Source organism: Blautia marasmi, from assembly GCF_900258535.1.
Lineage (GTDB): Bacteria > Bacillota > Clostridia > Lachnospirales > Lachnospiraceae > Blautia > Blautia hominis.
In genome coordinates this window covers 5667273-5693087 of sequence record NZ_OIWX01000001.1, presented here as the reverse complement: position 1 = coordinate 5693087, position 25815 = coordinate 5667273, and the positions used below count along the sequence as shown (strand labels likewise).

The following is a 25815-nucleotide window of genomic DNA, read 5'->3' as shown; positions in this document are numbered from 1 at the left end:
GATAAGATGAAGACAGAATTAGAAAATGTAAGACCAAAAGAGATTGAAACCAGAAGTTTTGAGATTATCACAGAGGAGCTGGGGGACAAAAAACTGGTGCCCGGTACAGAGCTGATCGTAAAACGGTGTATTCATACAAGTGCAGATTTTGACTATGCAGATAATCTCTGTTTTTCCGACCACGCAGTGGAACAGGCGATCCAAGCCATTAAAAACGGTGCCTGTATTGTGACCGATACGCAGATGGCAAAAGCAGGTATCAACAAGAAAGCGCTTAAAAAGTACGGCGGGGAGGTTTTTTGTTTTATGTCTGATGAGGATGTTGCCTGTGCGGCAAAAAGTCAGGGATCGACCCGTGCAGTTGCAAGTATGGATAAGGCTGCCTCTATGGGAAAACCTCTTATTTTTGCCATCGGCAATGCGCCCACAGCTCTGGTCCGCCTGTATGAGCTGATAAATGAGAAAAAAATTTCCCCATATCTAATAATTGGGGTTCCGGTAGGCTTTGTAAATGTGGTACAATCTAAGGAAATGATCATGGAGACAGGGGTGCCCTACATTGTAGCAAGGGGAAGAAAAGGCGGCAGCAATATCGCAGCCTGTATCTGCAATGCACTTCTCTATATGATCGATAATGAGAGAGACTACTGGAAATAGAGAACTGTTCAGACCGTTGAGCAGTTACGGAAACAGACCTTCAATACAAAGGGAAAGAACAGGAAGGGGAAGTATAATATGAAGTGTGAAAGATGCGGCCATGAGCTGGACAACGACGATCTATTCTGCTCAAAGTGCGGAAAAGCGGTGTTCGAGGAATACATGGATGAGGACGACATCTGGGAGTTTTATAAAAGCGATGAAGAACTGAAGGATATAAAAAAGGAAACCGCCGCAGCAAAAGAAAGCGATCCTCAAGAACAGAGAGCTGAAAATGCGGCAGCGGAACCAAAAGAAGAAAAAGCAGCGGCAGAACCTCCGAAACCTGAAAGGACAGACCATACAGAAACGGATGGGGAAGGCACTGTTTTCGGGGATACAGTGACGGAGGAGCTGAGTCAGGATACGTTAGAGGATACGGATGCAGAAGCGGCGGAGCGTGAGAGGGAGACGCCTCCAACATTTCTGCAGAAGGAGGAGAACCCAAAAGACCTTGCGGATACAGATGAACTGCCCTTTGAGGATCTGGTAAAGAAAGCGGCAAAAGAATCCTCCTACAAGCCGAAAAAAGAAAAGCGGCAGGGAGAACCGGAGAAGAAAAATCCGGTCTGGCTCATATCCGGATGTATTTTAATTGTCTGTCTTCTCATTGGAGTTCTGTGGGGGGTACACGCCATGCAGCAGATGGATGAGGAAAAAAAGGCATACTACGCCAAAGCAGAACAGGAAGACAAGACCGCCGGAGCCAAGGGGCAGGATTCAGAAAATACGCAGGGTTCAGCCGATAAGGAAGCGGATGCCCAAAAAGAGACGGAAAGCGGAGAGAAGGACAACAGCGGCGCGGAGGCTGAAAAAGAAGAAAAAGACAAAGAGGCAGAGAAAAAGGAAGAAAAGCCCAAAGAAGAAAAAAAGGAAGAAAAGAAACAGGAATATTTTAAGTCAGTGGATGCGGACAGCATAGATTTCTCCAAATTTCAAAAAATCTCCATTGCTTCCACGGACCAGAATTCCCAGCAGTCTTCCGATAATTATGATTACAGCGCGGCCAGCGCTGCAGATGGGGATACTGCTTCCTCCTGGCAGGAGGGGGAAGACGGACTGGGGGAGGGTACCGGTATCCGTCTGGATTTTGACAAGGCCCACAAAGTGCGCTACATGGTACTTTACCTGGGGAACTGGAGAAGTGAAGATATGTGGAAGGCAAATGCCAGACCGGCGTCCCTGACCATCAGTGTGGGAGATTCCCAGAAGAAGGATGTGGAGTTTTCCAATGAAAAGAAGGCGTTCTGTCTTTCCTTTGATGAACCGGTGGAAGCTTCCTATGTATCCCTTTATATTAAAAGCGGATTTGAGGGAGACCGGTGGAATGACAACTGCATTTCAGAAGTTGAACTATATGAATAAAAGATCAGGGCAGAAATGATCAAGCCATGAAACAGAAAGCTATAATTCTGTTTCATGGCTTTTTGTCTGCTGCCAAGGTCATCCAAAAGGGGCTTTCTTACAGCCGGACCAGTGAATTCGGAGACCTGTGCGACAGTGAACCTTATTTGTAACAGTTCAGACAGGTCTGCGCATTTACTGCGCTGACCGTATGAAAAAGTAGTGCCAGCTTTATCCGGCCCATCGCGAAGCGATTTTTAATGGCTGGATGCGTAACGGTTCAGCTTGTCCAAACTGTTACCCTTATCTGTCAACTGCACGGATGTGGTCAATAAAGAGACGGCGTATGCCCTCATATTCTCCGAGACCTTTTAACACAGCCTTCACTTCATATCCTTCGTCCTTAAACTGGCTGTACCAGGATTCCGGATCATCCCCCGCCATATCATTTTTGGCGTGGTCACCGGCCACGATCATAAAGGGCGCCAGCACCACTTCCTTCGGCTGGTAGGCTTTCAGCATTTTTTTCAGGCTCTCCATAGAGGGGTAGGCTTCCACGGTGCCCAAAAAGAAGTTGGGATATCCTTTATCTTTGAAGGTGTAATCCAGGGCAGCATAGATGGAGTTGGCAAAATGGGTTGTGCCGTGCCCCATGAATACCAGTGCCTGTTCCTCTGTTATATGAGAGAATTCGTCCGCAATGGCAGCAATAACCTTGTGGCTGTCATCCTCCGTGGTAAGAAGCGGGTCCCCGAAAGAAATCGAATGGAAGGAATCCCGGTAGGTAAGGGCATCCTCCTTCATCAGGTCATTTTCGATGCCGTTGATCACATGGGTGGGCTGTACCAGTACATCTGTAATGCCGTCTGACATCATCTGCTCCATGGCTTCCTTTACCGTGGGAATGATCAAGTTATCCCTGTTCTTAAGCTTTCGGATGATCATTTTGCTGGTCCATGCCCGATAGACAGGATACTCCGGGAAAGCCTGTCTCATGGAATCTTCGATGGCATCAATGGTAACCTTTCTGGTGTCATCATGGCTGGTGCCGAAGCTGACTGCCAGGATCGCTTTCTTTGTCTTCATGTTCACTGGTGATATTCCTCCGTAATGTGTAGTATTGATATTGACGTCTGCTATGTATTTCTCTAAGGTCTGCAGATTTTTGGGAACAGGCAGCGCAGGCTTTAAGATACCTTTCATACACAGGCTGTCGAACAGTTCCAGCACGGCAGGCGCTTCCAGGTTAGTCTGGGCCAGCACTGCTTTGTTGCTGAACACATCAGCCGGGGTGCCGTGCATGAGAACTTTTCCCTCGTGAAACAGCATAATTTCGTCCGCCCACTCATAGGCATAATTTACATCATGGGTTGCCATGAGGACTGTGATCCCGGCCTCTGTCAGACGGTTTACAATCTGGTTCACCATGGTGGTATGCTTGGGGTCCAGGGCGGCTGCCGGTTCATCTAAAATAATAATGTCCGGATGCATGACAAGGATATCAGCGATGGACACCTGTTTTTTCTGGCCTCCGCTTAAAGAGTGGGTGGGTTTATGGCGGAAGGGGGTGATTTCCAGATGCTCGATGACCTCCTCCACCTCTTTTTTGGCATCCTCCTCTGACACACCCAGATTGAGGATGCCAAAAGAGATCTCCTGGTATACGCTGGCTGAAAAAAGCTGGTTGTCAGGGTCCTGGAACACGATCCCTATTTTGCTTCGCAGCTTTAAGAGGCCTTTCTTGTCATAGGTGAACGGTTCGCCGTTAAAATACAGGGTGCCTGAGGAAGGGCGGTGTATGCCGTTGCAGCACAGAAAAAAAGTGGATTTTCCTGAGCCGTTGGAGCCCATGAAAGCAACCTTCTGTCCCCGTTTGATTTCCAGGCTGAGACCATTTAACGAATGGGAATTCTCGTCGTCATATGAAAAAAATAAATTCTCTGCTTTTAATATGATGTCATTGTTCATGCGAAGAACCTCCTCCAGATAGTTATGGAAAATAAAATGATTTCAAATAAAACAATCCACACGATCACTTTTTTCTTGGGAGGATAGGTTTCATTCAAAACATGGATGGTGCCGTCATAGCAGCGTGCCTCCATGGCACTGTAGAGGGCATTGGAACGCTTTACCGCCCGGATCATCAGGACAGACCCGAGAGCACCGAAGGACTTTAAGCTTGTCCGGTAATTTCTGTTTCCCAGGCGGCTGTTCTGTGACGTGGAAATATAATAGGCAGTATCCAGCAGCACGAAAATAAAACGGTAAATAAGCAGCATCAGCTCAATCATCAGTTTGGGGCAGTGCAGCTTTCCCAGCACATTCAGAATGTCCGGCATGGGGGTCGTCATGGACAGAAAATACAGGCAGGAGACTGCGGACAGGGCTGTCAGAATCAACTGCAGGGCATAAAATAGCGCGTCTACGCTCCCGGTGAGGTACCAACTGCCTATAGAAACGGCAAATAGATCCAAGGGCTCGTGTTTTAAATTCAAAACAATGGCAATGGTGCTCAAGATCAGGAAAGCCAGCGGCACAGTCATAAAGTGGATATAGCGGGAAAAAGGGATTCCCCCCTTATAAACGGTGAGAATCCCTGTGACTGCTAAAACAATGCATGCGACCACGATGGAACGACTCATCACACAGAAAAGAAGTGTAATCATCGCGAACGCAAACTTTTCACCGGCATTTTCATATCTAAGCTTGGAATTGTAACAAAGCTTATCAATGGTTATCATAAGTTACTCCTTTCGCCGGATGCAAAGTATCATTCTCCTTTTCCCAGCTTCTTTCTTTCTACAAAGCGTCCCATAAAGAAGGCCAGGATGCCAACTCCGATGGAAGACTGCACACAGAACAAAAGGCTTTCCACTTCACCGGGAAGCTCGCGGCCAAGTATTTTTTCAAGGATCGGTTCTGCAATGGGCTGAAAACCGGAGTCCACTTCCGCCACCACCTGGCTGCCGGCATCGTCAGAGCCGCCGAATTCTGCGTCCTTTAAAGCGAAGAGCGGTATGAACGCAATTAGAATGATCACAATTAATAATCCAATTACTGTTTTTTTCATATTACTTTGCCTCCTTTAAAAAACCGATGGTACGGAGTTCCGGTTTCGCATAGGTCTCAAGACCCATGATGATAAGAACTGTGATGACGCCTTCGATAATTGCCAGAGGTAACTGTGTGGGTGCGAACACCAGCAGGAATTTTCCCATAGCGCCCATAATGGTAGTGTCTGCATGGTGAGCCAGTGCCATCTGTACGGCAGTTACACAGTATGTAAATAAGTCGCCCAGGGTCGCTGCAAGGAAAACAGAAACATATCGGTTCACCTTGCATTTTTTACAGATAAAGAAAATTCCGTAAGATACAAAAGGTCCTGCGATTGCCATAGAAAAAGTATTGGCACCCAGGGTGGTAAGTCCGCCGTGGGCCAGCAGGATAGCCTGGAAGAGGAGCACAATAATCCCCAGAATGGAAACTGCGCTGGGGCCGAAAAGGATGGCGCCAAGCCCGGTTCCTGTCATATGGGAACAGCTTCCTGTCACAGACGGGATCTTAAGGGATGAGATCACGAATACAAAGGCTCCTGACATAGCCAGCAGGGTGATCAGGTTTCTGTGTTCATTCAGGGTTTTCTTGATGGACATAAAACCTGCGATCAAAAACGGGACGCAGATTACACCCCATGCGATGCAGAACCCTCCGGGAAGATAACCTTCCATGATGTGCATGGCACTTACATTCGGCACAATACCAAAGGTCAGTGCGAACATGCTGGCCAATACAATAATTCTTTTTTGTTGCTTACTCATTTTGTCTTTTCCTCCTTCTGATTGAGTAATATAATGCCCAAATGGGTATAAAAAAACCTGGCGGTAAAAACACCGACAGGCCATCAGAAGAACAAATGCGGACAGCAGACCTTATTTTAATAAGCGCCCATACCGCCTGTTCTTACACAAGGCCATCGTTCGTAACCATTGTGTAAATCGCTTGTGACAGGCAGGTCTTCTGACTCGGGCGTCATCACCACATTTTGCCTTCCCAGTTTCCCAGTGACATCATAAAATGTGACTCTTCCCTCACAGCGGCGCGACCGTGTGAGCTTTTAACTCAACTTTCCTATTATTCCGACGTAGCGGACACCTGTGCACACTCAATTCTGTGATTATTGTATCGCCCCGGAAGTTTTTTGTCAATTGAATTCGACAAAAAATCAAGATGTTGCACCAGGTAACATTCTGTGCTAATATGAGAAAACAAAAGGTGTGTATAAAACAGTGCAATGTCCTGGTTTTCTAAGCATCTAAAAAACGGAAACGAAAGATATGGAGTGTAGGAACTATGAGTATTTCCATGATTGGAATTGACCACAGCAGAGCATCCGTGGATATCAGGGCCAGATTTTCTTTCACCAGAAAAAATGCGGTGAGCGCTATGGAGCGGCTGAAAGAGGACAAGGATATCTTAGGGTGTATTATTTTGTCTACCTGCAACCGGATGGAGATCTGGGCCAGCGTGCAGGATGACTGGGAGGGTTCCCTTTACAGTTTTCTGTGCAGGGAAAAAGAAGTTTGCGAGGAGGAGCACCGGGAGTTTTTCATCACAAGAGAAGGCAGTGAGGCAGTGGAGCATCTGTTCTATCTGACCAGCGGTTTAAAATCTCAGATCCTGGCGGAGGATCAGATCATCACCCAGGTGAAGGATGCGCTGACACTATCCAGGGATGCCTACTGTACGGACGGTGTGCTGGAAGTGCTTTTCAGGATGGCAGTGACGGCAGCCAAGAAAGTGAAAACAGAAGTGGCGTTTTCAAGAGCCAATACCTCTGTCATCCACCAGGCAATTGACAGGCTGGAAAACCAGGGATTTTCCATCCAGGGCAAGACCTGTATGGTCATCGGAAACGGAGAGATGGGAAAAGTGACGGCTCTGGCCCTGAAAGAGGCAGGCGCGGATGTGACGGTGACGGTCCGCCAGTACCGAAGCGGTATGGTGACCATTCCCCAGGGATGTGAGCGTATCAATTATGGGGACAGGATGGAACTGCTGCCCAAGTGTGATCTGGTGGTGTCAGCTACGGCCAGCCCGAACTGCACCATAACAAAAGAACTTTTTGAAAATGCGGAGGTTCCCCATCATGTGATCCTGATCGATCTGGCTGTGCCGAGAGACATTGACCCGGAGGTGGGAGAGCTTCAGAATGTGACCCTCTATGATATTGACAGCTTTAAGATCGACGCTGCATCCCCAAGGCTTCAGGCCAGTATGCAGAAGGCAGGGGCTATTTTGAAGGAACAGATGTCAGAGTTTTATGACTGGTTTTCCGGCCGTGATGTATTTCCGAGAATCCAGGATATCAAGACGGAAGCTGTGGAGGATTTGAATGCGCGGATCTTAAAGATCCTGAAAAAGACCCCTATGGAGGACAGTGACAGAGAAAGGCTTCTGAAGGCTATAGACACGGCTGCGGGGAAGGTGGTAGGCAAGATGATCTTCGGGCTGAGGGATTCTTTGGAGCAGGATCTGTTCATGGAGTGTGTGGCCGGATTGGAGAAGGTTTATGAAGACTGAGAAAAAACTGTTTCCGCTGTACACAGACCTGACTGAGAAAAAAGCTGTGGTCATAGGCGGAGGAAACATAGCTTCCAGAAGGATCAAAAGCCTTCTTGGCTTTGTGGGGGAACTGATAGTGATCGCCCCCGATGTACAGCCGGAAATCCGGGAGCTTGCAAAAAGCGGTGAGCTGGTCTGGAAACAGAAAAGATACGAACGGGAAGATTTATATGATGCGGATCTGGCATTGGCGGCCACGGATGACAGGAAGGTAAATGAAGATATCTACAGTGCCTGCAAATGTCTGGGCATACTGGTGAACACAGCCAGTGACCAAAACAAATGTGATTTTCATTTTCCTGGAATCATTAACCACGATGGTGTGGTCATTGGGTTCAACGCAGCGGGAAAAGATCATAAGAAGACAAGGCAGATGCGGGAAAAGGTGGAAGAATTTTTAAAGATGCCGGGAGGTAGGAAATGAGCAGCGAAACAGTAGTGATCGGGAGCCGGGAGAGCCGGCTTGCCGTAATACAGAGTGAGATGGTGAGAGACTACATAGAGAAGAACAATAAAGGACTGAAGGCCGAGCTTCTCACTATGAAGACAACAGGGGATATTATCCTGGACAGAACCCTTGACAAAGTGGGGGGGAAGGGCCTGTTTGTAAAAGAGCTGGACCGGGCGCTTTTGGACGGAAGAAGCCAGCTTTCCGTACACAGTCTGAAGGATATGCCCATGGAAGTCCCGGAGGAACTGCCTCTTCTGGCTTTCTCAAAAAGGGAGGACCCAAGGGACGCGCTGGTACTTCCCGAGGGAGTGACAGAACTGGATAAGACAAAGCCCATCGGCTGTTCCAGTCTCAGGCGTACCCTGCAGCTTGGTGAATTGTTCCCTGACATGGAGTGTAAAAGTGTCAGAGGGAATGTACAGACAAGACTTGGAAAGCTTGACAGCGGAGAATACAGTGCTCTGGTTCTGGCTGCGGCAGGGCTTAAAAGGCTGGGGCTGACCCACAGGATATCCAGATATTTTGAGCCGGAGGAGATGCTGCCCGCGGCAGGACAGGGGATTCTGACCGTACAGGGCAGAAAAGGGAGAGATTATTCTTACCTGGATGGCTACGGGGATGCGGACAGTACCTGTGCGGCCTTGGCGGAGCGCTCTTTTGTAAGATTTTTGGACGGGGGATGTTCCTCACCGGTTGCGGCTCATGCGGTGGTGGACCGTGACAGGATCGAGCTTACCGGCCTCTACTATGAGGAGGAGACCGGCGCATATAAAAAGGGCAGCCTGGAAGGGACTAGGGCTGAGGCGGAGGAACTGGGCGTTCGTCTTGCTAAAAAACTGAGAGAGGAGTGCAGAGCGGCATCTATGACAGCAGTTGGACAGGAGACAGACCGTGCATGCTGTAAGGGAAAGGTCTGGCTTGTGGGTGCAGGCCCGGGAGATATTGGACTTTTTACCCTGAAAGGCATGGAAACTTTGAAAAATGCCCAGGTGGTTGTGTATGACAGCCTTGTGGGACAGGGGGTCCTCTCCCAGATTCCGGCCGGTGTGCGCCTGATCAATGTGGGAAAACGTGCGTCTCACCATATTATGCCTCAGGAGCAGATTAACCAGGTACTTGTGGAAGAGGCAAAAAAGGGATATAGGGTAGTCCGGTTAAAGGGCGGGGACCCTTTTCTCTTCGGAAGAGGCGGAGAGGAGCTGGAGCTTCTCACAAAAGAGGGAATCCCCTATGAAGTGGTGCCCGGAGTCACCTCCCCTTTGGCTGTTCCTGCGTATAACGGTATTCCGGTGACACACAGGGATTTCTGTTCCTCCCTGCATATTATCACAGGACATAAAAAGCAGGGGGAGGCCTATGACATTGATTTTGAAGCGCTGGTGCGCACAAAGGGGACACTGGTGTTCCTCATGGGTGTCACGGCGCTTGCTGATATCTGCAATTCCCTGCTGCGGGCAGGTATGCCGGGTGAGATGCCGGCTGCCATACTGCAGAAAGGAACCACGGCAGGACAGAAGCGGATCGTGGCTACCGTTTCCACTCTGGAGGAGGAGGTAAAACGTCAGGGGATCGAGACGCCGGCTATCATCGTGGTTGGCCGGGTTTGTTCTCTTGCTGATACCTTCGGATGGTATGAGAAGCTGCCCCTGGCAGGATATAAAGTGCTGGTCACAAGGCCCAGAGAGACGGTTTCCACTATGTCCAAAAAGCTGCGCCTGATGGGAGCGGAAGTGCTGGAGCTTCCCGCTATCAAAACAGCTCCGCTTAAAGACCAGAGCGCGCTTTTCAGCGCATTCGGACAGCTTGACAGCTATGACTGGCTGGCATTTACAAGCCCCATCGGTGTGAATGTATTCTTTGAGGAGATGAAAAAGGCGGGGACAGACGTGAGAAAACTGGGCGGAGCAAAGATCGCTGCCATTGGAAAAGGTACGAAAAAAGCACTGGAAGAGAGAGGCTTGTTTGTGGATCTGATGCCTGAGGTGTTTGACGGGGAATCCCTGGGAAGAGCGCTGTGTGAAGTCTGCAGCGGTAAGGAAAAGATCCTTCTTCCGAGAGCAAAGATCGGAGGAAAAGAGATCATCCAGGAGCTGGAGAAAAAGCCCGGGCTTTTGATCTGTGATGTGCCGACCTATGACACCTTTTATGAAAAACAGGAAATGATCGATGAGAAAAAGGCTTTTGAGAGCGGAGAGATCAACTGCGCTGTCTTTACAAGTGCGTCTACCGTAAAAGGATTTGCGGAGGCAGTAGAAGGCCTTGATTATACAAAAGTGACGGCTGCCTGCATTGGAAAGCAGACGAAAGCTGCTGCGGACGCATACGGAATGAAGACATTTATGGCAAAACAGGCCACCATTGACAGTGTGGTGGATTTGGTTGTAAACTTGAAAAACAGCAGGTAACTGTGAAAACACGGGACAAATGAATCCCCAGACCTGTCTGGTGTGTTACGAATATACGAATAATTGAAAATTACGATAAGAGAGGATAAAAGGAGTGTAGCAGCATGGAAATGACAGTCAGACCGAGAAGGCTTCGGAAAAACGATACCCTGCGCAGAATGGTGCGGGAAACCAGGATGGATAAGAGTTCCCTGATTTACCCCATTTTTGTCCGCGAGGGAGAGAATATGGAGGAGGAAATCCCCTCCATGGAAGGACAGTTCCGATACAGCATAGACAGACTGCCTTACGCCCTGGAAGGGCTTATGAAGGCAGGAGTGGATAAAGTCATGTTCTTTGGTATCCCGGATGAGAAGGACGAGGTGGGAAGCCAGGCATACGCAGAGAATGGTATTGTGCAGAGGGCGCTTCGGGAGGCCAGAAAACAGTTCCCGGAAATGTATCTGCTCACGGATGTGTGCATGTGTGAGTATACATCCCACGGACACTGCGGCGTACTGTGCGGCCATGATGTGGAGAATGATGAAACCCTTAAACTGCTGGCAAAGACAGCCCTCTCCCATGTGGAAGCGGGGGCTGATATGGTTGCCCCTTCAGATATGATGGACGGCAGAGTCCGGGCCATCCGTGAAGTCCTGGATGCCAACCAGCATAAGGATATCCCAATCATGTCCTATGCTGTAAAATATGCCTCTGCATTTTACGGCCCCTTCCGGGAAGCCGCGGGTTCTGCCCCTTCTTTTGGGGACAGAAAGAGCTATCAGATGGATTTCCACAATAAAAGGGAAGGTCTGAAGGAGGCGCTTCTGGATGTGCAGGAAGGTGCGGACATTATCATGGTAAAACCAGCCCTTTCCTACCTGGATGTGATCCATGAGGTAAAGAACAGCATCAATCTGCCGGTAGCGGCCTATTCTGTCAGCGGAGAGTATGCTATGGTGAAGGCAGGCGCAAAGCTTGGATATATTGATGAGGCAAAGATCATCTGTGAGATGGCAGTGAGCACTTACCGGGCCGGAGCAGATATTTACCTGACTTATTTTGCAAAAGAACTGGCCGGATTTATGGATGAAGGGAGAATCGGATAATGACAAGATCAGAGGAATTATTTGCGCGCGCCGTAAAACGGATCCCCGGAGGCGTGAACAGCCCAGTGAGAGCTTACGGCGCCATCGGGGAGACCCCGCGTTTTATACAGGGGGCTGTGGGAAGTAAAATATTTGATGTGGACGGCAATTCCTATACAGATTACATTGGCTCCTGGGGACCTATGATCTTAGGCCACAATCATCCTGCCATCCGTGAAGCTGTGATCAAGGCAAGTGAAAACGGATTAAGCTTTGGCTGTGCCACGGCAAAAGAGGTGGAGATGGCCGAATTCATCTGTGAAAGGATCCCCCATGTGGAGATGATCCGTATGGTAAACTCCGGCACAGAGGCCGTGATGAGTGCCCTCCGGGCTGCCAGAGGTTTTACCGGCAGGGATAAGATCATTAAGTTTGCAGGATGCTATCACGGTCATACAGACGCCATGCTGGTGAGCGCGGGAAGCGGTGTCATGACCAGCGGCGTGCCGGACAGTGCCGGTGTGCCAAAGGGCTGCACCCAGGATACCATGATCGCTGTGTATAATGATCTGGGGAGTGTGGGAGAACTTCTGGAAGAGAGCAGAGGCCAGGTGGCTGCTGTGATCGTGGAGCCAGTGGGTGCCAACATGGGTGTGGTCCCACCTGCCGACGGATTTTTAGAGGGACTCCGGATGCTGTGTGATAAGTACGGGGCAGTGCTGATCTTTGACGAGGTCATCACCGGTTTCCGGTTGAAATTTGACGGTGCCGCAGGATTTTACGGCGTGACACCGGACCTTGTCACCTATGGAAAGATCATCGGTGCAGGAATGCCTGTGGGCGCCTATGGCGGCAGAAAAGAAATCATGGAAAAAATCTCCCCGGCAGGTCCCGTATACCAGGCGGGAACACTCAGCGGAAATCCCATTGCCATGGCGGCAGGCCTGGCACAGCTTAAAATCCTGTTTGAGGATCCGGAGATTTATACAAGGCTGTACCAGAAAGGGGAGAGGATGTTCGAGGGGATCCGCAGGATTTTCGTGGAGAATAATATCCCTTATCAGGTGAATCGTGTGGCGTCTCTTGGATGTATTTTCTTTACAAAAGAAAAGGTGACGGACTATGCATCTGCCAAAACTTCAGATACAGATGCTTTTGCCGCATATTTTAAATATATGCTGAACCACGGTGTACATCTGGCACCTTCCCAGTTTGAGGCCATGTTCCTGTCAGATGCCCATACAGAAGAGGATATTGAAGCAGCGTTGAAGCTGATCAAGGAATATTTCTGCGCATAACCGGTGAAAGGAAAACGGAGGACAGCTATGAGTGAGACCACTTTGTGGACAGGATTGATTGTCATTTTTATGGCAGTCGTATTTGTGACCATGTTTCAGGAAAACAAGAGAAAACGAAGAGAATTTCTTCAGAAGATCAAAAAAAGCTGGGGGCAGATCCCGGACCGGGAGTATACCTGGGATAAGCTGGAACAGACGGCAGAGTATTTTCGGGAGCGAAAAGACGGATGTTTTTTCATTGATGACATTACCTGGAATGATCTGGACATGGACAGAGTGTTCATGCTCATGAACCAGACCGTATCCTCCCCGGGTGAGGATTATCTGTATTATCTTCTGCGTACTCCCGAATTTGGTGAGGATAAGCTGGTGGAGAGAGAGCGGCTGTATACATTCTTCCAGGACCATGAAGAGGAACGGCAGAAGGTCCAGGAAATACTCACACATATCAAAAAGCCGCCCACAGCGTCCGTCTATCAGGCCATCCACGTGACAAAAGAGTATGATGCCGGGAAGCCGTGGAAGCAGATTCTTATGTGTCTGGCTTTTCTGCTGTCCATTGGTGCTTTTATAGCGGTTCCCAGGTATGGCATCTTTGTATTTCTGCTTGTGACCTGTATCAATATGGGCACGTATCTGAAAGATAAAGAGGTCATCCATGTTTATCTGACCGGGTTTAAATGTATGATGCAGCTCATAAACAGTGCAGGTGACCTGAACAAGCTGAAGATAGAGGCACTTCATGGTTATACAGAACGTCTGAATACCTGTGAAAAAGGGTTTTCCAGCTTTAAAAACGGAGCAAATCTGGTTCTGGACCGGGACGGATTTGCCAGCGGTCCGGAGTCCTTCATCCTGGATTATATCAGGATGATGACGCATATTGATCTGATCAAATTTAACTCCATGATGAAGGCCATGAAGGAGCATAAGGCGGAAGCGGAGGAGATGCTGGAAATATTCGGACTCCTGGATGCCTGCATTTCCATTGCATCGTTCAGGGAGGCCATGCCTTATTACTGTGTACCGGAGTTTACGGCATATAAAAAGGGGAGCGATGTGCGGATGAAGGTGGAGAATCTTTATCATCCGCTGATCCATGAACCTGTGGCAAACAGTATTGACGCGTTCGGCGGCATTCTGGTGACCGGTTCCAATGCCTCGGGTAAATCCACATTTTTGAAGAATGTGGCACTGAATGCAATTCTTGCCCAGACCGTATATACTTGTACGGCCACGGAATATGCTGCGCCGTTTTTTAAGATACAGACCTCCATGGCACTGCGGGATGACCTGGAGAGCAAAGAGAGCTATTACATTGTGGAGATCAAGTCTCTGAAGCGGATCCTGGAGGAATCCGGGGATGAGGCACCCCTTCTGTGTATCATTGACGAGGTGCTGCGGGGGACCAACACCATAGAGCGGATTGCGGCTTCTTCCAATATTTTGGCGCACCTGAAAAAGCCTCATGTGCTTCCTTTTGCGGCAACACATGATATTGAACTTTCTTATATGCTGGAGGGGGCGTACACCAACTATCATTTTGAGGAGGAAGTCAAGGAGGATGATGTGGAATTTAACTATCTGCTGAAAAAGGGCAGGGTTACCACCAGAAATGCCATCCGCCTACTCTCTATGGTGGGATATGACCGGGATATCGTAAAAGAATCGGAAGCTGCGGTGGCGGATTTTGAGGCCACCGGAATCTGGAAAAAGGTAGGAAATTAATATGCTTGTAAAAATATATACAGACGGTTCTGCCAGGGGCAACCCGGACGGACCGGGAGGATATGGCTGTGTCCTCCACTATACCGATGCCAAAGGAACGCTGCATGAGCGTGAATTTTCCCAGGGATATGTGCGCACCACCAACAACCGCATGGAGCTGATGGCAGCTATCGTGGGCATGGAGGCACTGACAAAACCCTGTGAGGTGGAACTGTACTCAGATTCCAAATATCTGGTGGATGCCTTTAACCAGCACTGGATTGACGGCTGGCTGAAAAAGGGCTGGAAACGGGGAAAGAATGAGCCGGTAAAGAATGTGGACTTATGGAAGCGGATGTTAAAGGCAAAAGAGCCTCACCATGTTACTTTTATCTGGGTGAAAGGGCATGACGGACACGAGATGAATGAACGGTGTGACTATCTGGCAACCAGCGCAGCGGATGGGAATGATCTGCTGGTGGATCCGGGAGTGTAAAACTGTAATATGTTATGATTTTTTTTACACATTGCAAGCGTCCCTTTAAGAATATGTCTTGCGGGATGGCAAACTGTGAATATTAACTCTAGTATTGCAAAAGATAAGTATAACAACATTTTTGGCTTTACAGTATCTTTGACAAATGTTATAATGCAGTTAAAGAAAGGAGGATTACCATGAACTATGCCTGTTTTTCAAAGCAACGATTTACTACAAAAAAAGATCTGTCTGAGAAAAAGACTTTGTCAGCAGAAGTAAAGTCGCGGAGAGATTTTATTCGTTCTCATGATTTTGAAGTCAATGTTGATCCTTCTACAAAAAAAGCGGAGATAAAGGTTACCAAAAGATAATATGGGGAAAGCATTAAATGTTGTTAAGTATGATGCCGGTTTACAAAAGCTGGCATCATCTTTCCATTCAGGAAATAATTATCTGGATAAATTTTTGAAGGAGTTTGTTTCATTGGATGATGGTTTTGGCAAAACATATGTGTTTTTGTCAGAAGGAGAACAAAGTATTATAGGCTATTATAATCTAGGATTAGGTTATATAGAGCAATACGATAATAGTATTACAAAGAAAATAGGCGGGGCTATCCATATAAATTGTTTTGCATTGGATGAACATTTTCATGGTCTCCTGCAGATGTATACAGATGATGGGATGAAAATAAATCTATCAGATGTTTTGTTGGATGAGTGTCTGGCTAAAATAGAGTATATCCGCAAGGAATATGTGGGCTTTTCTTTTGTAACATTAAGTTCAACAAAAGAGGGGTATAGTTTGTATTGCAGAAATGGGTTTGAGGATTTGGAAGAAGATATGGGATTTTCAGCAAAGGATTCGGATATTGAATGTATTCCCATGTATTTACCACTTGATTTGTAAGCTGGTACGGAAATATGAAACTGGCTGCGGTAAACAAATATATGGTTATTATATTTATTAATATGGGAACGTCCGGGCAATGGATTTCAGTGCACGGACGTTCCCTTTTTCGGTTTTATCCATTACTAATGAGATTGTGATGAAAAGCAGAAGCGTTTCCAATATCCTGGTAACAGGCCGCCAGGGGAATTTCATTCCCCTATGAGCCATGATGGTTTTCAGCTCATCCGGGGAATTGAGCTTAATATTGTCTATGCGCAGCTTCGTACAAGTGTAAACCACGAATCATGTTTTCTGTGGTTGTGTTTAACTGCCGCTTATGAGACTGCGGCGGAAAGCGGAAGGTGTGATGCCTTTTACGCGTTTAAATGTTTCTGCATAGTAGCTGGAACCGGAAAAACCATGCTTTAATGCAATCTCAGTGATGGACAAGTCTTTTTTCAGCAGGTCCGGGATACTCTGTTCCACACGGTAAGCGTTCAGATACTCAAAGGGTGTCTGGTGCAGGAGCCGTTTACAGATCCTCCCGCATTCACCTGTGCTCAAAGCTGCTGCATCTGCAATATCTGCCAGGGAAATTTTGCGGGTATAGTGATTTTGGATAAATTCCAGAATGGATTTTGCCTTCCCTTCAGCCTCTCTGCTCCGGGCAGAGATTTTCCGCACGGTACCTTTTTCTTTGAATACAGAAAAAAGTGCGCCCCAGCAGGACAAAAGACAGGCTTTGATATGAAGTTCCCAGGCAAGGGGTTTTTCTTCGTAAAGATGCAGGCATTGAAGCAGAAGTTCAGGTATGACACGGCTCTCGTCCGTATTGCCGGCTCTCAGGGGATAGGCGGAAAAAGCTGCGGACTCCAGTAAGGGGGAGATATATTTTTCACGGATCAGGCTGTCCTCATATCCGTACAGAAAGCGGGGATGGAAAATAACAGATAAGGTGGAGGCCTGGCCGCTTACGGCTGTGCCCATATGCAGACAGTTGGAATTGATAAAAAGACCTTCTCCCTCCATCATATCATAGATGGTCTCGTTGACCTGATACCGCATGGAACCGTCCAGAAGTATCATCAGCTCCGCTTCGGGATGCCAGTGGCAGACAAAGTAAGAGGGGGCACCGATTCCCTCTGCCTGGAAAAGCTCACTGTGCACATCCACAGGAAATGCATAATTCCCATGGGATATCTGCTCCTTTAAATTTTTATCCACTGCCACCACCGATGATTTCATAGAATCCTGCCTCCGAATTGAAAATAATGATATTGTGTAACTATTCAGTAGGTCTGCGCATTCACTGCGCCGACCGTAAGAAATCATTCCGCAGCCAAGCAAAAATCCCATCGCCAAAGGCAATCTTGCATGGATTTTTGCCTGTAACTGTGAGGGTACTGAAAAGTTACGATATTGTTATAAAATCCGCCGTAATCCTGATAGAAAATACTACTTTTTGTCATTATACTAGAGACCGGAAAGAAGTACAATAGGATTCCAAATTAAAAAAGTCCCGGCAAACGGTACATATCACTGTTCACAGTAACACGCTTCGCGGCGCACAGTTTAGCCCTGGCCAACTGGGGATCTTGCTTCGCATCGCACAGCATCCCTTTGGGAAAATACCACCCGGGACATTGGTCTGTGAACAGTAATGACAACATTCCAATAAATAAAACGGAGGATCAGAAAATGGCAAGAAAAAACAAAAAGATCATAATGGCTTTTATCGGTATTATTATGACTGCAGTCAGTGTGGGGATTTTTCGTTATGCGGATTTTGGGGTTGACCCTTACTGTGTTCTGCTGACAGGACTGGCCCGGATGTTCCATACCAGCTTTACCGTCACAGCCAATGTGATGTGTGCCCTGCTTTTGGTATTTGCCTGGAGGATGAAAAAAAGTCTGGTGGGTGTGTCCACACTTTTAAATCTGCTCATATACGGCGTGGTGGCAGATGGGGTATTTGCAGCGCTGAAAAGTGTTTCCGAGACTCCTGCTCTCGGTGTCAGGATCATATGTCTGGCAGGCGCCCTTTTCCTTCTGGCATTTTCGGGTGCTATGTATTATACCGCAGACTTAGGGGTTTCCACCTATGATGCCATTGCTCTTATCATGGCTGACAGAAAGATTGGAAAGTTTAAATACTGCAGGATCGCCATTGACCTTACCTGCCTGATCGCAGGAATCCTGACAGGTGGGGAAATCGGGATCGCAACCGTTATCATTGCCCTTACAGTGGGTCCGCTAATCCAGTATTTCCGCACCAATTTGGCAGAACCATTCCTGGAAGGCCGCAAAATTCCCGCTTTTCTTTCTTGAAACCTGACAATTCCTGTGCTATTATTAAAAACAGTAATTTATGATAGTAACCATCAGGAGGTATTAACCGTGCAAAAATACGGAGTGAACGAACTTCGGAAAATGTTTTTGGAGTTCTTTGAAGGAAAAGGCCATCTGGCTATGAAGAGTTTTTCTCTTGTTCCCCATAATGATAAGAGTTTATTGTTGATCAATTCCGGTATGGCGCCGCTGAAGCCATATTTTACAGGCGCTGAGGTGCCGCCCAGAAAAAGGGTGACCACCTGTCAGAAGTGTATCCGTACCGGTGATATTGAAAATGTAGGCAAGACTGCCCGTCACGGCACCTTTTTTGAGATGCTGGGAAACTTCTCTTTTGGAGATTATTTTAAGAAGGAGGCTATCCGCTGGTCATGGGAATTTTTGACCGAGGTTGTGGGACTTGACGCGGACCGTCTGTATCCTTCCGTCTATCTTGACGATGACGAGGCGTTTGATATCTGGAATAAGGAAATCGGTATTCCGGCTGACCGTATTTTCCGTTTTGGAAAAGAGGACAACTTCTGGGAGCACGGCGCAGGCCCCTGCGGACCATGTTCTGAGGTATATTATGACAGAGGCGAGAGCTACGGATGCAAGGAACCGGGCTGTACAGTAGGCTGCGAGTGCGACCGTTATATGGAAGTGTGGAACAATGTATTCACCCAGTTTGAAAATGACGGGGAAGGACACTACGAAGAACTGCAGCAGAAGAACATTGACACAGGCATGGGGCTGGAGCGTCTGGCTGTTGCCGTGCAGGATGTGGATTCCATCTTTGATATTGATACGATCTGTGCCCTGCGGAATAAAGTCTGTGAGCTGACACACACAGAGTATAAAAAAGACGAAAACGTGGATATATCTATCCGTCTGATCACGGACCATATCCGTTCCGCTACGTTTATGATCTCTGATGGTATTATGCCTACTAACGAAGGAAGAGGATATGTGCTGCGCCGCCTGATCCGCCGTGCTGCCCGTCATGGCCGTCTGCTGGGTGTCAAAGGGAATTTCCTTGCAGAACTCAGCAGCACAGTGATCGAAGGCTCCAAGGATGGCTATCCGGAGCTGGATGAGAAAAGAGATTTCATCTTCAATGTACTGACAAAGGAAGAGGAACAGTTCAGCAAGACCATTGACCAGGGCCTTCATATTCTGGAAGAGATGGAAGCGGAGATGAAAGCGGCGGGAAGCACACAGCTTTCCGGTGAGAATGCGTTTAAATTATACGATACCTATGGCTTCCCTCTGGATCTGACAAAAGAGATCCTGGAAGAAAAAGGTATCTCTATTGATGAGGCCGGTTTTAAGTCTGCTATGGAAGAGCAGAGGGAGAAGGCCAGAAAAGCCCGCGAAGTAACCAACTATATGGGGGCTGATGCTACGGTATACGATGAAATAGACCCTAAAGTCACCACAGAATTTGTGGGGTATGACAATCTGTCCCATCAGTCTAAAATCACAGTTCTCACAACCGAGACAGAGATTGTGGAGGCTCTGACTGAGGATGAGAAGGGGACCGTATTCGTGGAGGAGACTCCTTTTTATGCCACCATGGGCGGACAGGAAGGTGACAAAGGTCTTATTGTTCTGGGGGATGCCCAGTTTGTTGTAGAAGACACCATCAAGCTGCGCGGCGGCAAGGTGGGCCATGTGGGAAGACTGACAAAAGGTATGTTAAAGACAGGTGATGTGGTGACACTGAAAGTCAGCGCAAAAGACCGTGCAGATACCTGTAAGAACCACAGTGCCACACATCTGCTGCAGAAAGCCCTGAAGACAGTCCTGGGATCCCACGTGGAACAGAAAGGCTCTCTGGTAACACCGGACAGGCTGCGTTTTGACTTTGCACATTTCCAGGCTATGACCCAGGAGGAACTGACCCGTGTGGAGGCAATGGTCAATGAGGAGATCCAGGCAGCACTTCCTGTTGTGACAGAGGTTATGAGCATTGAGGATGCCAAGAAGACAGGAGCTATGGCGCTCTTTGGAGAAAAGTACGGGGACAGCGTGCGCGTGGTTTCCATGGGAGAATTCTCCAAAGAATTGTGCGGCGGTACCCATGTATCCAATACAGGTGTGATCACTACCTTTAAGATCGTATCTGAGGCAGGCATCGCAGCCGGTGTGCGCCGTATTGAGGCACTGACCGGTGACGGCGTATTTGGTTACTATAAAGAAATGGAACAGAAGCTGGCTCAGATCTCATCCCTTTTGAAAACCACTCCGGCGGAGGCTGCAGACAAGATCACTCATCTGCAGGCAGAGGTGAAAGAACTTCACAGTGAGAATGAATCCCTGAAAGCCAAACTGGCACAGGAAGCAGTGGGCGATGTGATGAACCAGGTAAAAGAGGTAAAAGGCACAAAACTTCTGGCTGTATCCGTGGCAGATGTGGATATGAACGGGCTTCGTGACTTAGGCGACCAGTTAAAAGAGAAACTGGGTGAAGGTGTGGTAGTTCTTGCCAGCGTGAACAGCGGCAAAGTAAATCTGCTGGCTATGGTGACAGACAGCGCTATGAAGGCCGGGGCACATGCAGGAAATCTGGTGAAGGGCATGGCAGCCGTGGTGGGCGGCGGCGGCGGCGGACGTCCGAACATGGCTCAGGCCGGTGGAAAAAATCCGGAAAAAGTGCCGGAAGCCTTGGAAAAAGCGGCAGAATTGCTGGAAGGCCAGTTGAAATAAAATTTGTATAAAATTTTTTAAAGAAAATAAGTCAAAATAGTTGACGTACGGCAAAAATCTGATATAATATTTGATGTGCAGTAAAAATACCCAGACAGTTGTATTATGCACAATCTACAACTGGAGGGAGGTTAGGTGTGAGACTATGTCAAATGTAATCGTAAAAGAAAACGAAACTTTGGATAGCGCTTTACGTCGTTTCAAGCGTAGCTGTGCAAAAGCAGGCATTCAGCAGGAAATCCGTAAAAGAGAGCATTACGAGAAACCAAGTGTTCGTCGTAAGAAAAAATCTGAAGCAGCTAGAAAACGTAAATATAATTAATGTGCAGTAAAAGCCTCTGGACAATACCAGAGGCTTTTTTACGACTCTGCGGACAAAGAAACGCAAAGAGAGGATGGTGAGAAGATGAAAAAGATTATTGACCTGGTTTCCAGCCGGATCTTTGTATTTGCCCTGGCTGTGTTGCTGCAGCTTGTATGGCTGGTGGCGCTGGCATGGGGAATGAGGAGTATTTCCACCACGGTGGGATGGGTTATGAACATCCTGAGCCTGTTTCTGGTGCTGTGGCTGGTCAATAAGAAAATCAACCCTTCTTACAAGCTTGCCTGGACCATTTTGATCCTTGTCATTCCTGTCTTCGGTGCAATTGTGTACCTGCTGTTCGGTGAATCCCGTGTGGCTAAAAAAATGACAAGGGAATCCGAGGCAGTTCTCACGGAAATCGGCAATTATTTCAAGGAAGATCCCAGAACCAGGTCAGAGCTTCAGGATATGGACCGGGGCGTATCTATTCAGTCCGCCTATATCAGAGACTACGCCGGTTTTCCCCTCCATAAGAATACCACCACCAAGTATTACCCGGTGGGGGATACCATGTTTGTGGACATGCTGGAGGAGATCAAAAAGGCAGAGCATTTTATTTTCCTGGAATATTTTATTATACATGACGGAAGAATGTGGCGGGAAATCCTTCAGGTACTGGAGGAGAAGGTCAGGGAAGGCGTGGATGTGCGCCTGATCTATGACGATATGGGGTGTGTGACTACCCTGCCCCACAGATATTATAAAGAACTGCAGAAAAAGGGGATTAAATGTGCCGCGTTTAATCCGGTCCGGCCTGTGCTGAATATTATCCTCAACAACCGGGACCACAGAAAGATCCTGGTGATCGACGGACATACAGGGTTCACAGGCGGCATCAATCTGGCGGATGAATATATCAATGAGGATGTGCGGTTTGGGCACTGGAAAGATACAGGTGTTATGCTGCATGGGGAAGGTGTCTGGAACCTGACCGTGATGTTTCTGCAGATGTGGGCAGTAATCACCCATACCAGAAGTCATCTGCCGGCTTACGGACCTTATATTTACCATCCGAAAGAATTTGAAAATGACGGTTTTGTACAGCCCTACGGAGACAGCCCTCTGGATAACGAGATCGTTGGGGAGAATGTTTACCTGAATATCATCAACCAGGCAAAACGGTATGTGTATATCTGTACGCCGTATCTGATCATTGACAATGAGATGATGACAGCTTTGTGCCTGGCTTCCAAAAAGGGCGTGGATGTGCGGATCGTGACACCGGGGATCCCTGACAAGAAAATGGTGTTCCTCCTGACCCAGTCCTACTATGAACAGCTTCTGGAGGCAGGTGTGAGAATCTTTCAGTACACGCCGGGATTTATCCATTCTAAGTCTTTTGTCTGTGATGATGAGATTGCATCTGTGGGAACTATTAATCTGGACTACAGAAGCCTGTATCTGCATTTTGAATGTGCGGTCTGGATGTACAAAAGCCGGGCTGTTATGCAGGTAAAAGATGATATGGAGGATACTTTTCCAAAATGCAGGGAAATCTGCATGAAGTTCTGCCGCAGCCGGAATATTGTTGTGCGTATGACACAGAGTATTCTCAGGCTTTTTGCCCCCATGCTTTAGTTTTTTTCTTTACAAGCCAGGGGCTCCCATGATAGAATGGGCACATAAAACCGTAACAGTTCAGACAGCTGAACTGCTACAGGCATCCGGCCGTTAAATATCGCTTTGCGATGGTCTGGGTCTGGATGCTTACTGCTGCCACAGGTATGTACGGTCAGCGCAGTGAATGCGCAGACCTGTCTGAACTGTTACATAAAACCTACAATGAAGACACATGTTAAGAGATGCGCCAATGATATAAGGGGAGATTAGTTATGATTTGGACAAAGAGTATGTTTGGGATAGATCTCTACCATGTCACCCAGTGGTTTTTAGTTTACAGCATTCTGGGATGGATCGTGGAATCTATCTACATGTCGATCTGCAACAGGCGGATTACCAACAGGGGGTTTGTAAGAGGGCCGTTCTGCCCCATTTACGGAGTGGGAGCGTTATCTGTGTTTTTTCTGCTGAGACCGTTCTGCGATAACCTTCTGCTGTTATATATACTGGGCTGTGTGTTTCCCACATTGCTTGAGTATCTGACAGCCAGGCTTATGCTTTCCATGTTCGGAGAGGTGTGGTGGGATTATTCGGAGAAGCCTTTTAATTACAAAGGAATTCTTTGTCTGGAAAGCACCATAGCATGGGGATTTTATACCTTAGGCCTGTTTCTGTTCCTGCATGAAGGGGTCGAACGTTTTGTGGACAGCTATCCGTTTTCCGTTGGATACCGGGCAGGGTCCCTGATTCTGTTCTTGTTCACAGCAGATTTTTTACATACTTTATACGAAAAGAAAAAGGACAGTCTGCCATCCTCTTTCGGAGAGGTGCGGGAGGGAATACGTTCCCTGATCTACGGCAGATTTTAAAAAAAGAGGGGCGCCTGCGGGCGTCCCTCTTGCCAATATAGTGGGTTATGCTATCTTATTTTCCAGTTCGTCAACTCTCTTTTTAAGTTCTGAGACTTGCTGTAATAAGTAATCTGTCATCTCTTTGTTATCTCTGATAGAATCAATCTTTTGAGATATGCTGTCCATTTTGCGGGACTGGATATCATGTAAGCGTTCCATCTCACTGTAGATATTTTCATTGTTATTATGGAGTTCAAACTTAAGATCAGCTGCCGCGCTTTGTATTAGCTTGGCAATAGCCTGCAAGTCATTGTTATCTAACATATGTTACCTCCTTGCGTACTCATCACAGCGGTTATAATATGTACAAGTATATCACAGGTGTAAGTGTGAAGTCTATTAAATTATCAAGGCATTTTTCTGGTTTGTTACTATTCGTTACTATTCACGGCTGCTATCCCGCGAGGTGTTTTTATGCGCTTGCGAATGAAAATCCCGAGGCAGCCGGTGCGATATGGGGCAGAATGCATGAAAATCCCGAGGTCTGCCAGCGCGATATGAAGCAGGATGCTTCATATCTGTGCACCGCGAAGCGTGTTGCTGAGAACGGAGTGAACAGTAACACTATTCAGCCTTCCGGCTTCATAGCAACAAAAGCATGCACACAGACTGAATAAACCGCAGTCTGGCGTGTGGCTGTCTCGGGATTGTCTTACAATTGCAAGGCAACACCTGGCGGGACAGTGGAAGGCTGAACTGTTACTCTGGTTTTCTTCTTCCACGGGAAACAACCGAATAATTTTCATACCGATGTAATACAATGCTATAAGAGCATTTCTACGGGAGAGCGGTATGTTTCGGAAAGCATCTGTTTTTCTGGTCTTATTTTCCCTTATAGTCAATATAGCCCTGCCGGTCACGGTGCACGCGGAGGGGGAAGATTTGATCGCAGCACCTCACGGGGTTCTGATGGAGGCATCCACAGGAACCATAATCTACGAGAAGGACAAAGACACCAAGGTCTACCCGGCCAGTATAACAAAAATCATGACTCTGGTGCTGATATTTGATGAGATCGCCAAGGGCACCCTACATATGGAGGATGAAGTGACTACAAGTGCCTACGCCAAATCCATGGGCGGTTCCCAGGTCTATCTGGAGGAGGGCGAGAAGCAGACTGTGGAGACTATGATAAAATGTATTGTCATTGCCTCCGGTAACGATGCCAGTGTGGCCATGGCGGAACACATAGCGGGAAGTGAAGCGGAGTTTGTCAAACGTATGAATGAGAGGGCCGCAGGGCTTAACATGACAGGCACGCATTTCGAGGACTGCTGCGGTCTGACGGAGTCCACCAACCACTATACCACGGCATATGATGTGGCCCTCATGTCCAGGGAGCTGGTGACAAAATACCCCAAGATCCTGGATTACTCCTCCATCTGGATGGAGAATATCACCCACAACACAGCAAAGGGAAGCAGTGAGTTCGGCCTTACCAATACAAATAAGCTTCTGCGCAGTTATGACGGCTGTGTAGGTCTTAAAACAGGGAGTACCAGTCTGGCAAAATACTGTGTCTCCGAGGTGGCCCAGAGAAACGGGATCACACTCATAAGCGTGGTCATGACAGCGCCTGACTATAAGGTGCGGTTTAAGGACGCAGCGGCAATGCTGAACCTGGGCTTTGGTGCCTGCAGCCTTTATGTGGACGAAAATAAAGACAGCCTGCCAAAGGTTCCGGTAAAGGGTTCTATCCAGGAAAAGACGTCTGTATCTTACGAGGGAGATTTCCGCTATCTGGATACAAAGGGGGAGGCTCTTGACCATATACAGAAGAAGATCAATCTGAAGAAAAGCACAGACGCCCCTGTAAAGAAAGGCAGCAAGGCAGGGACTGCGGATTATTATCTGAATGGAAAAAAAATAGGCAGTGTCAGCCTGCTATTTAACGAGACGGTGGAGAAGGCCGGCTACATGGATTATGTGAAAAAGGTATTCAAAACTTTTTTCTAAAAAATAAAATTTGGGTATTGCAGGATAG

Annotated in this window: 24 protein-coding genes, 2 pseudogenes and 1 riboswitch; of the genes and pseudogenes, 19 read left to right on the top strand and 7 right to left on the bottom strand. The window is 47.7% G+C overall.

What is annotated here, in order from left to right; genetic code table 11:
• Positions 1-6 precede the first annotated feature (6 nt).
• The 3 genes from C6P39_RS25100 (at position 7) to C6P39_RS28225 (ending at position 2213) form a co-directional block, all read left to right on the top strand.
• A complete protein-coding gene (locus tag C6P39_RS25100) occupies positions 7-657 on the top strand; it encodes a precorrin-8X methylmutase (RefSeq protein ID WP_095172791.1) in 651 nt (216 codons plus the stop codon).
• Between the two features lie 78 nt (positions 658-735).
• Positions 736-2061 (top strand): NADase-type glycan-binding domain-containing protein, encoded by a 1326-nt coding sequence (locus C6P39_RS25095; RefSeq protein ID WP_104805571.1) that lies wholly within the window; start codon positions 736-738, stop codon positions 2059-2061.
• 26 nt (positions 2062-2087) lie between these two features.
• Positions 2088-2213, top strand: coding sequence for a hypothetical protein (locus tag C6P39_RS28225; protein ID WP_278277988.1), 126 nt, complete (start codon positions 2088-2090; stop codon positions 2211-2213).
• 130 nt (positions 2214-2343) lie between these two features.
• Here C6P39_RS28225 and C6P39_RS28610 read toward each other — a convergent pair whose 3' ends face one another.
• From C6P39_RS28610 to C6P39_RS25075, 5 genes and pseudogenes are all read right to left on the bottom strand, one after another.
• Positions 2344-3132 carry a sirohydrochlorin cobaltochelatase gene (locus tag C6P39_RS28610; protein WP_242987222.1) on the bottom strand — a complete coding sequence of 263 codons (789 nt, stop codon included), beginning with the start codon at positions 3130-3132 and terminating at the stop codon, positions 2344-2346.
• A gap of 273 nt (positions 3133-3405) precedes the next feature.
• Positions 3406-4008, bottom strand: a pseudogene (locus C6P39_RS28605) (energy-coupling factor ABC transporter ATP-binding protein); the annotation flags it as partial.
• Positions 4005-4781 carry a cobalt ECF transporter T component CbiQ gene (gene cbiQ, locus C6P39_RS25085; protein ID WP_104805569.1) on the bottom strand — a complete coding sequence of 259 codons (777 nt, stop codon included), beginning with the start codon at positions 4779-4781 and terminating at the stop codon, positions 4005-4007. The gene cbiQ and the pseudogene C6P39_RS28605, both read right to left, overlap by 4 nt.
• A gap of 29 nt (positions 4782-4810) precedes the next feature.
• The gene (locus C6P39_RS25080; protein ID WP_104805568.1) at positions 4811-5110 is read right to left on the bottom strand and encodes an energy-coupling factor ABC transporter substrate-binding protein; all 300 of its coding nucleotides are present in this window, start codon (positions 5108-5110) and stop codon (positions 4811-4813) included.
• Position 5111: 1 nt separating this feature from the next.
• Entirely contained in the window at positions 5112-5858 is a 747-nt protein-coding gene (locus tag C6P39_RS25075) for an energy-coupling factor ABC transporter permease (RefSeq protein WP_065541496.1), read from the bottom strand.
• A gap of 172 nt (positions 5859-6030) precedes the next feature.
• Positions 6031-6211, bottom strand: a riboswitch (cobalamin riboswitch).
• Between the two features lie 179 nt (positions 6212-6390).
• Between C6P39_RS25075 and hemA the strand changes: the two genes are divergently transcribed.
• From hemA to C6P39_RS25035, 10 genes and pseudogenes are all read left to right on the top strand, one after another.
• Positions 6391-7620, top strand: coding sequence for a glutamyl-tRNA reductase (gene hemA, locus C6P39_RS25070; protein ID WP_095172796.1), 1230 nt, complete (start codon positions 6391-6393; stop codon positions 7618-7620).
• A complete protein-coding gene (locus tag C6P39_RS25065; RefSeq protein ID WP_104805567.1) occupies positions 7610-8086 on the top strand; it encodes a precorrin-2 dehydrogenase/sirohydrochlorin ferrochelatase family protein in 477 nt (158 codons plus the stop codon). The genes hemA and C6P39_RS25065 overlap by 11 nt, the downstream gene beginning before the upstream one ends.
• A pseudogene (gene hemC / locus C6P39_RS28600) lies at positions 8083-8946 on the top strand (hydroxymethylbilane synthase); the annotation flags it as partial. The gene C6P39_RS25065 and the pseudogene hemC, both read left to right, overlap by 4 nt.
• A gap of 30 nt (positions 8947-8976) precedes the next feature.
• Entirely contained in the window at positions 8977-10518 is a 1542-nt protein-coding gene (gene cobA / locus C6P39_RS28595) for a uroporphyrinogen-III C-methyltransferase (protein ID WP_242987220.1), read from the top strand.
• A 104-nt stretch (positions 10519-10622) separates the two neighbouring features.
• Positions 10623-11606, top strand: coding sequence for a porphobilinogen synthase (gene hemB / locus C6P39_RS25055; RefSeq protein WP_187144008.1), 984 nt, complete (start codon positions 10623-10625; stop codon positions 11604-11606).
• Entirely contained in the window at positions 11606-12883 is a 1278-nt protein-coding gene (hemL, locus tag C6P39_RS25050) for a glutamate-1-semialdehyde 2,1-aminomutase (protein WP_104805565.1), read from the top strand. The genes hemB and hemL overlap by 1 nt, the downstream gene beginning before the upstream one ends.
• Positions 12884-12910: 27 nt before the next feature.
• Positions 12911-14611, top strand: a complete 1701-nt coding sequence (locus tag C6P39_RS25045; protein ID WP_104805564.1) for a MutS-related protein — start codon at positions 12911-12913, stop codon at positions 14609-14611.
• 1 nt (position 14612) lies between these two features.
• Positions 14613-15086 carry a ribonuclease HI gene (gene rnhA, locus C6P39_RS25040; RefSeq protein ID WP_104805563.1) on the top strand — a complete coding sequence of 158 codons (474 nt, stop codon included), beginning with the start codon at positions 14613-14615 and terminating at the stop codon, positions 15084-15086.
• A 179-nt stretch (positions 15087-15265) separates the two neighbouring features.
• Entirely contained in the window at positions 15266-15439 is a 174-nt protein-coding gene (locus C6P39_RS27625) for a hypothetical protein (RefSeq protein WP_158661690.1), read from the top strand.
• Between the two features lies 1 nt (position 15440).
• Entirely contained in the window at positions 15441-15977 is a 537-nt protein-coding gene (locus C6P39_RS25035; RefSeq protein WP_104805562.1) for an N-acetyltransferase, read from the top strand.
• 306 nt (positions 15978-16283) lie between these two features.
• Here the strand turns inward: C6P39_RS25035 and C6P39_RS25030 are convergent, their stop codons facing one another.
• A complete protein-coding gene (locus C6P39_RS25030; RefSeq protein WP_158661689.1) occupies positions 16284-17204 on the bottom strand; it encodes a helix-turn-helix domain-containing protein in 921 nt (306 codons plus the stop codon).
• 453 nt (positions 17205-17657) lie between these two features.
• Here C6P39_RS25030 and C6P39_RS25025 point away from each other — a divergent pair, with 453 nt between their 5' ends.
• From C6P39_RS25025 to C6P39_RS25005, 5 genes are all read left to right on the top strand, one after another.
• Positions 17658-18287 carry a YczE/YyaS/YitT family protein gene (locus tag C6P39_RS25025; protein ID WP_095172804.1) on the top strand — a complete coding sequence of 210 codons (630 nt, stop codon included), beginning with the start codon at positions 17658-17660 and terminating at the stop codon, positions 18285-18287.
• Positions 18288-18356: 69 nt separating this feature from the next.
• On the top strand, positions 18357-20996 hold the full coding sequence (alaS, locus tag C6P39_RS25020) for an alanine--tRNA ligase (RefSeq protein ID WP_095172805.1): 2640 nt from the start codon (positions 18357-18359) through the stop codon (positions 20994-20996).
• Positions 20997-21141: 145 nt separating this feature from the next.
• A complete protein-coding gene (gene rpsU / locus C6P39_RS25015) occupies positions 21142-21318 on the top strand; it encodes a 30S ribosomal protein S21 (RefSeq protein ID WP_004222305.1) in 177 nt (58 codons plus the stop codon).
• A gap of 84 nt (positions 21319-21402) precedes the next feature.
• A complete protein-coding gene (cls, locus tag C6P39_RS25010; RefSeq protein WP_104805560.1) occupies positions 21403-22938 on the top strand; it encodes a cardiolipin synthase in 1536 nt (511 codons plus the stop codon).
• Between the two features lie 254 nt (positions 22939-23192).
• Positions 23193-23789 carry a putative ABC transporter permease gene (locus tag C6P39_RS25005; RefSeq protein ID WP_289071379.1) on the top strand — a complete coding sequence of 199 codons (597 nt, stop codon included), beginning with the start codon at positions 23193-23195 and terminating at the stop codon, positions 23787-23789.
• 45 nt (positions 23790-23834) lie between these two features.
• Here C6P39_RS25005 and C6P39_RS25000 read toward each other — a convergent pair whose 3' ends face one another.
• Positions 23835-24095, bottom strand: coding sequence for a hypothetical protein (locus tag C6P39_RS25000; RefSeq protein ID WP_104805559.1), 261 nt, complete (start codon positions 24093-24095; stop codon positions 23835-23837).
• Positions 24096-24623: 528 nt separating this feature from the next.
• Here C6P39_RS25000 and C6P39_RS24995 point away from each other — a divergent pair.
• A complete protein-coding gene (locus C6P39_RS24995; protein WP_104805558.1) occupies positions 24624-25787 on the top strand; it encodes a D-alanyl-D-alanine carboxypeptidase family protein in 1164 nt (387 codons plus the stop codon).
• Positions 25788-25815: the final 28 nt, after the last annotated feature.

Excerpts from the sequence above, each read along its gene's own strand:
- C6P39_RS28225 (WP_278277988.1), top strand. The coding sequence starts at position 2,088 with ATGAAACAGAAAGCTATAATTCTGTTTCATGGCTTTTTGTCTGCTGCC.
- C6P39_RS25005 (WP_289071379.1), top strand. The coding sequence starts at position 23,193 with ATGATTTGGACAAAGAGTATGTTTGGGATAGATCTCTACCATGTCACC.
- hemA (WP_095172796.1), top strand. The coding sequence starts at position 6,391 with ATGAGTATTTCCATGATTGGAATTGACCACAGCAGAGCATCCGTGGAT.
- hemB (WP_187144008.1), top strand. The coding sequence starts at position 10,623 with ATGGAAATGACAGTCAGACCGAGAAGGCTTCGGAAAAACGATACCCTG.
- C6P39_RS24995 (WP_104805558.1), top strand. The coding sequence starts at position 24,624 with ATGTTTCGGAAAGCATCTGTTTTTCTGGTCTTATTTTCCCTTATAGTC.
- cobA (WP_242987220.1), top strand. The coding sequence starts at position 8,977 with ATGACAGCAGTTGGACAGGAGACAGACCGTGCATGCTGTAAGGGAAAG.
- C6P39_RS25065 (WP_104805567.1), top strand. The coding sequence starts at position 7,610 with ATGAAGACTGAGAAAAAACTGTTTCCGCTGTACACAGACCTGACTGAG.
- C6P39_RS25080 (WP_104805568.1), bottom strand. The coding sequence starts at position 5,110 with ATGAAAAAAACAGTAATTGGATTATTAATTGTGATCATTCTAATTGCG.
- C6P39_RS25030 (WP_158661689.1), bottom strand. The coding sequence starts at position 17,204 with ATGAAATCATCGGTGGTGGCAGTGGATAAAAATTTAAAGGAGCAGATA.
- C6P39_RS25000 (WP_104805559.1), bottom strand. The coding sequence starts at position 24,095 with ATGTTAGATAACAATGACTTGCAGGCTATTGCCAAGCTAATACAAAGC.
- C6P39_RS25100 (WP_095172791.1), top strand. The coding sequence starts at position 7 with ATGAAGACAGAATTAGAAAATGTAAGACCAAAAGAGATTGAAACCAGA.
- C6P39_RS25095 (WP_104805571.1), top strand. The coding sequence starts at position 736 with ATGAAGTGTGAAAGATGCGGCCATGAGCTGGACAACGACGATCTATTC.
- C6P39_RS25025 (WP_095172804.1), top strand. The coding sequence starts at position 17,658 with ATGGCAAGAAAAAACAAAAAGATCATAATGGCTTTTATCGGTATTATT.
- C6P39_RS27625 (WP_158661690.1), top strand. The coding sequence starts at position 15,266 with ATGAACTATGCCTGTTTTTCAAAGCAACGATTTACTACAAAAAAAGAT.
- C6P39_RS25075 (WP_065541496.1), bottom strand. The coding sequence starts at position 5,858 with ATGAGTAAGCAACAAAAAAGAATTATTGTATTGGCCAGCATGTTCGCA.
- rnhA (WP_104805563.1), top strand. The coding sequence starts at position 14,613 with ATGCTTGTAAAAATATATACAGACGGTTCTGCCAGGGGCAACCCGGAC.
- C6P39_RS25035 (WP_104805562.1), top strand. The coding sequence starts at position 15,441 with ATGGGGAAAGCATTAAATGTTGTTAAGTATGATGCCGGTTTACAAAAG.
- hemL (WP_104805565.1), top strand. The coding sequence starts at position 11,606 with ATGACAAGATCAGAGGAATTATTTGCGCGCGCCGTAAAACGGATCCCC.
- cls (WP_104805560.1), top strand. The coding sequence starts at position 21,403 with ATGAAAAAGATTATTGACCTGGTTTCCAGCCGGATCTTTGTATTTGCC.
- C6P39_RS25045 (WP_104805564.1), top strand. The coding sequence starts at position 12,911 with ATGAGTGAGACCACTTTGTGGACAGGATTGATTGTCATTTTTATGGCA.
- rpsU (WP_004222305.1), top strand. The coding sequence starts at position 21,142 with ATGTCAAATGTAATCGTAAAAGAAAACGAAACTTTGGATAGCGCTTTA.
- cbiQ (WP_104805569.1), bottom strand. The coding sequence starts at position 4,781 with ATGATAACCATTGATAAGCTTTGTTACAATTCCAAGCTTAGATATGAA.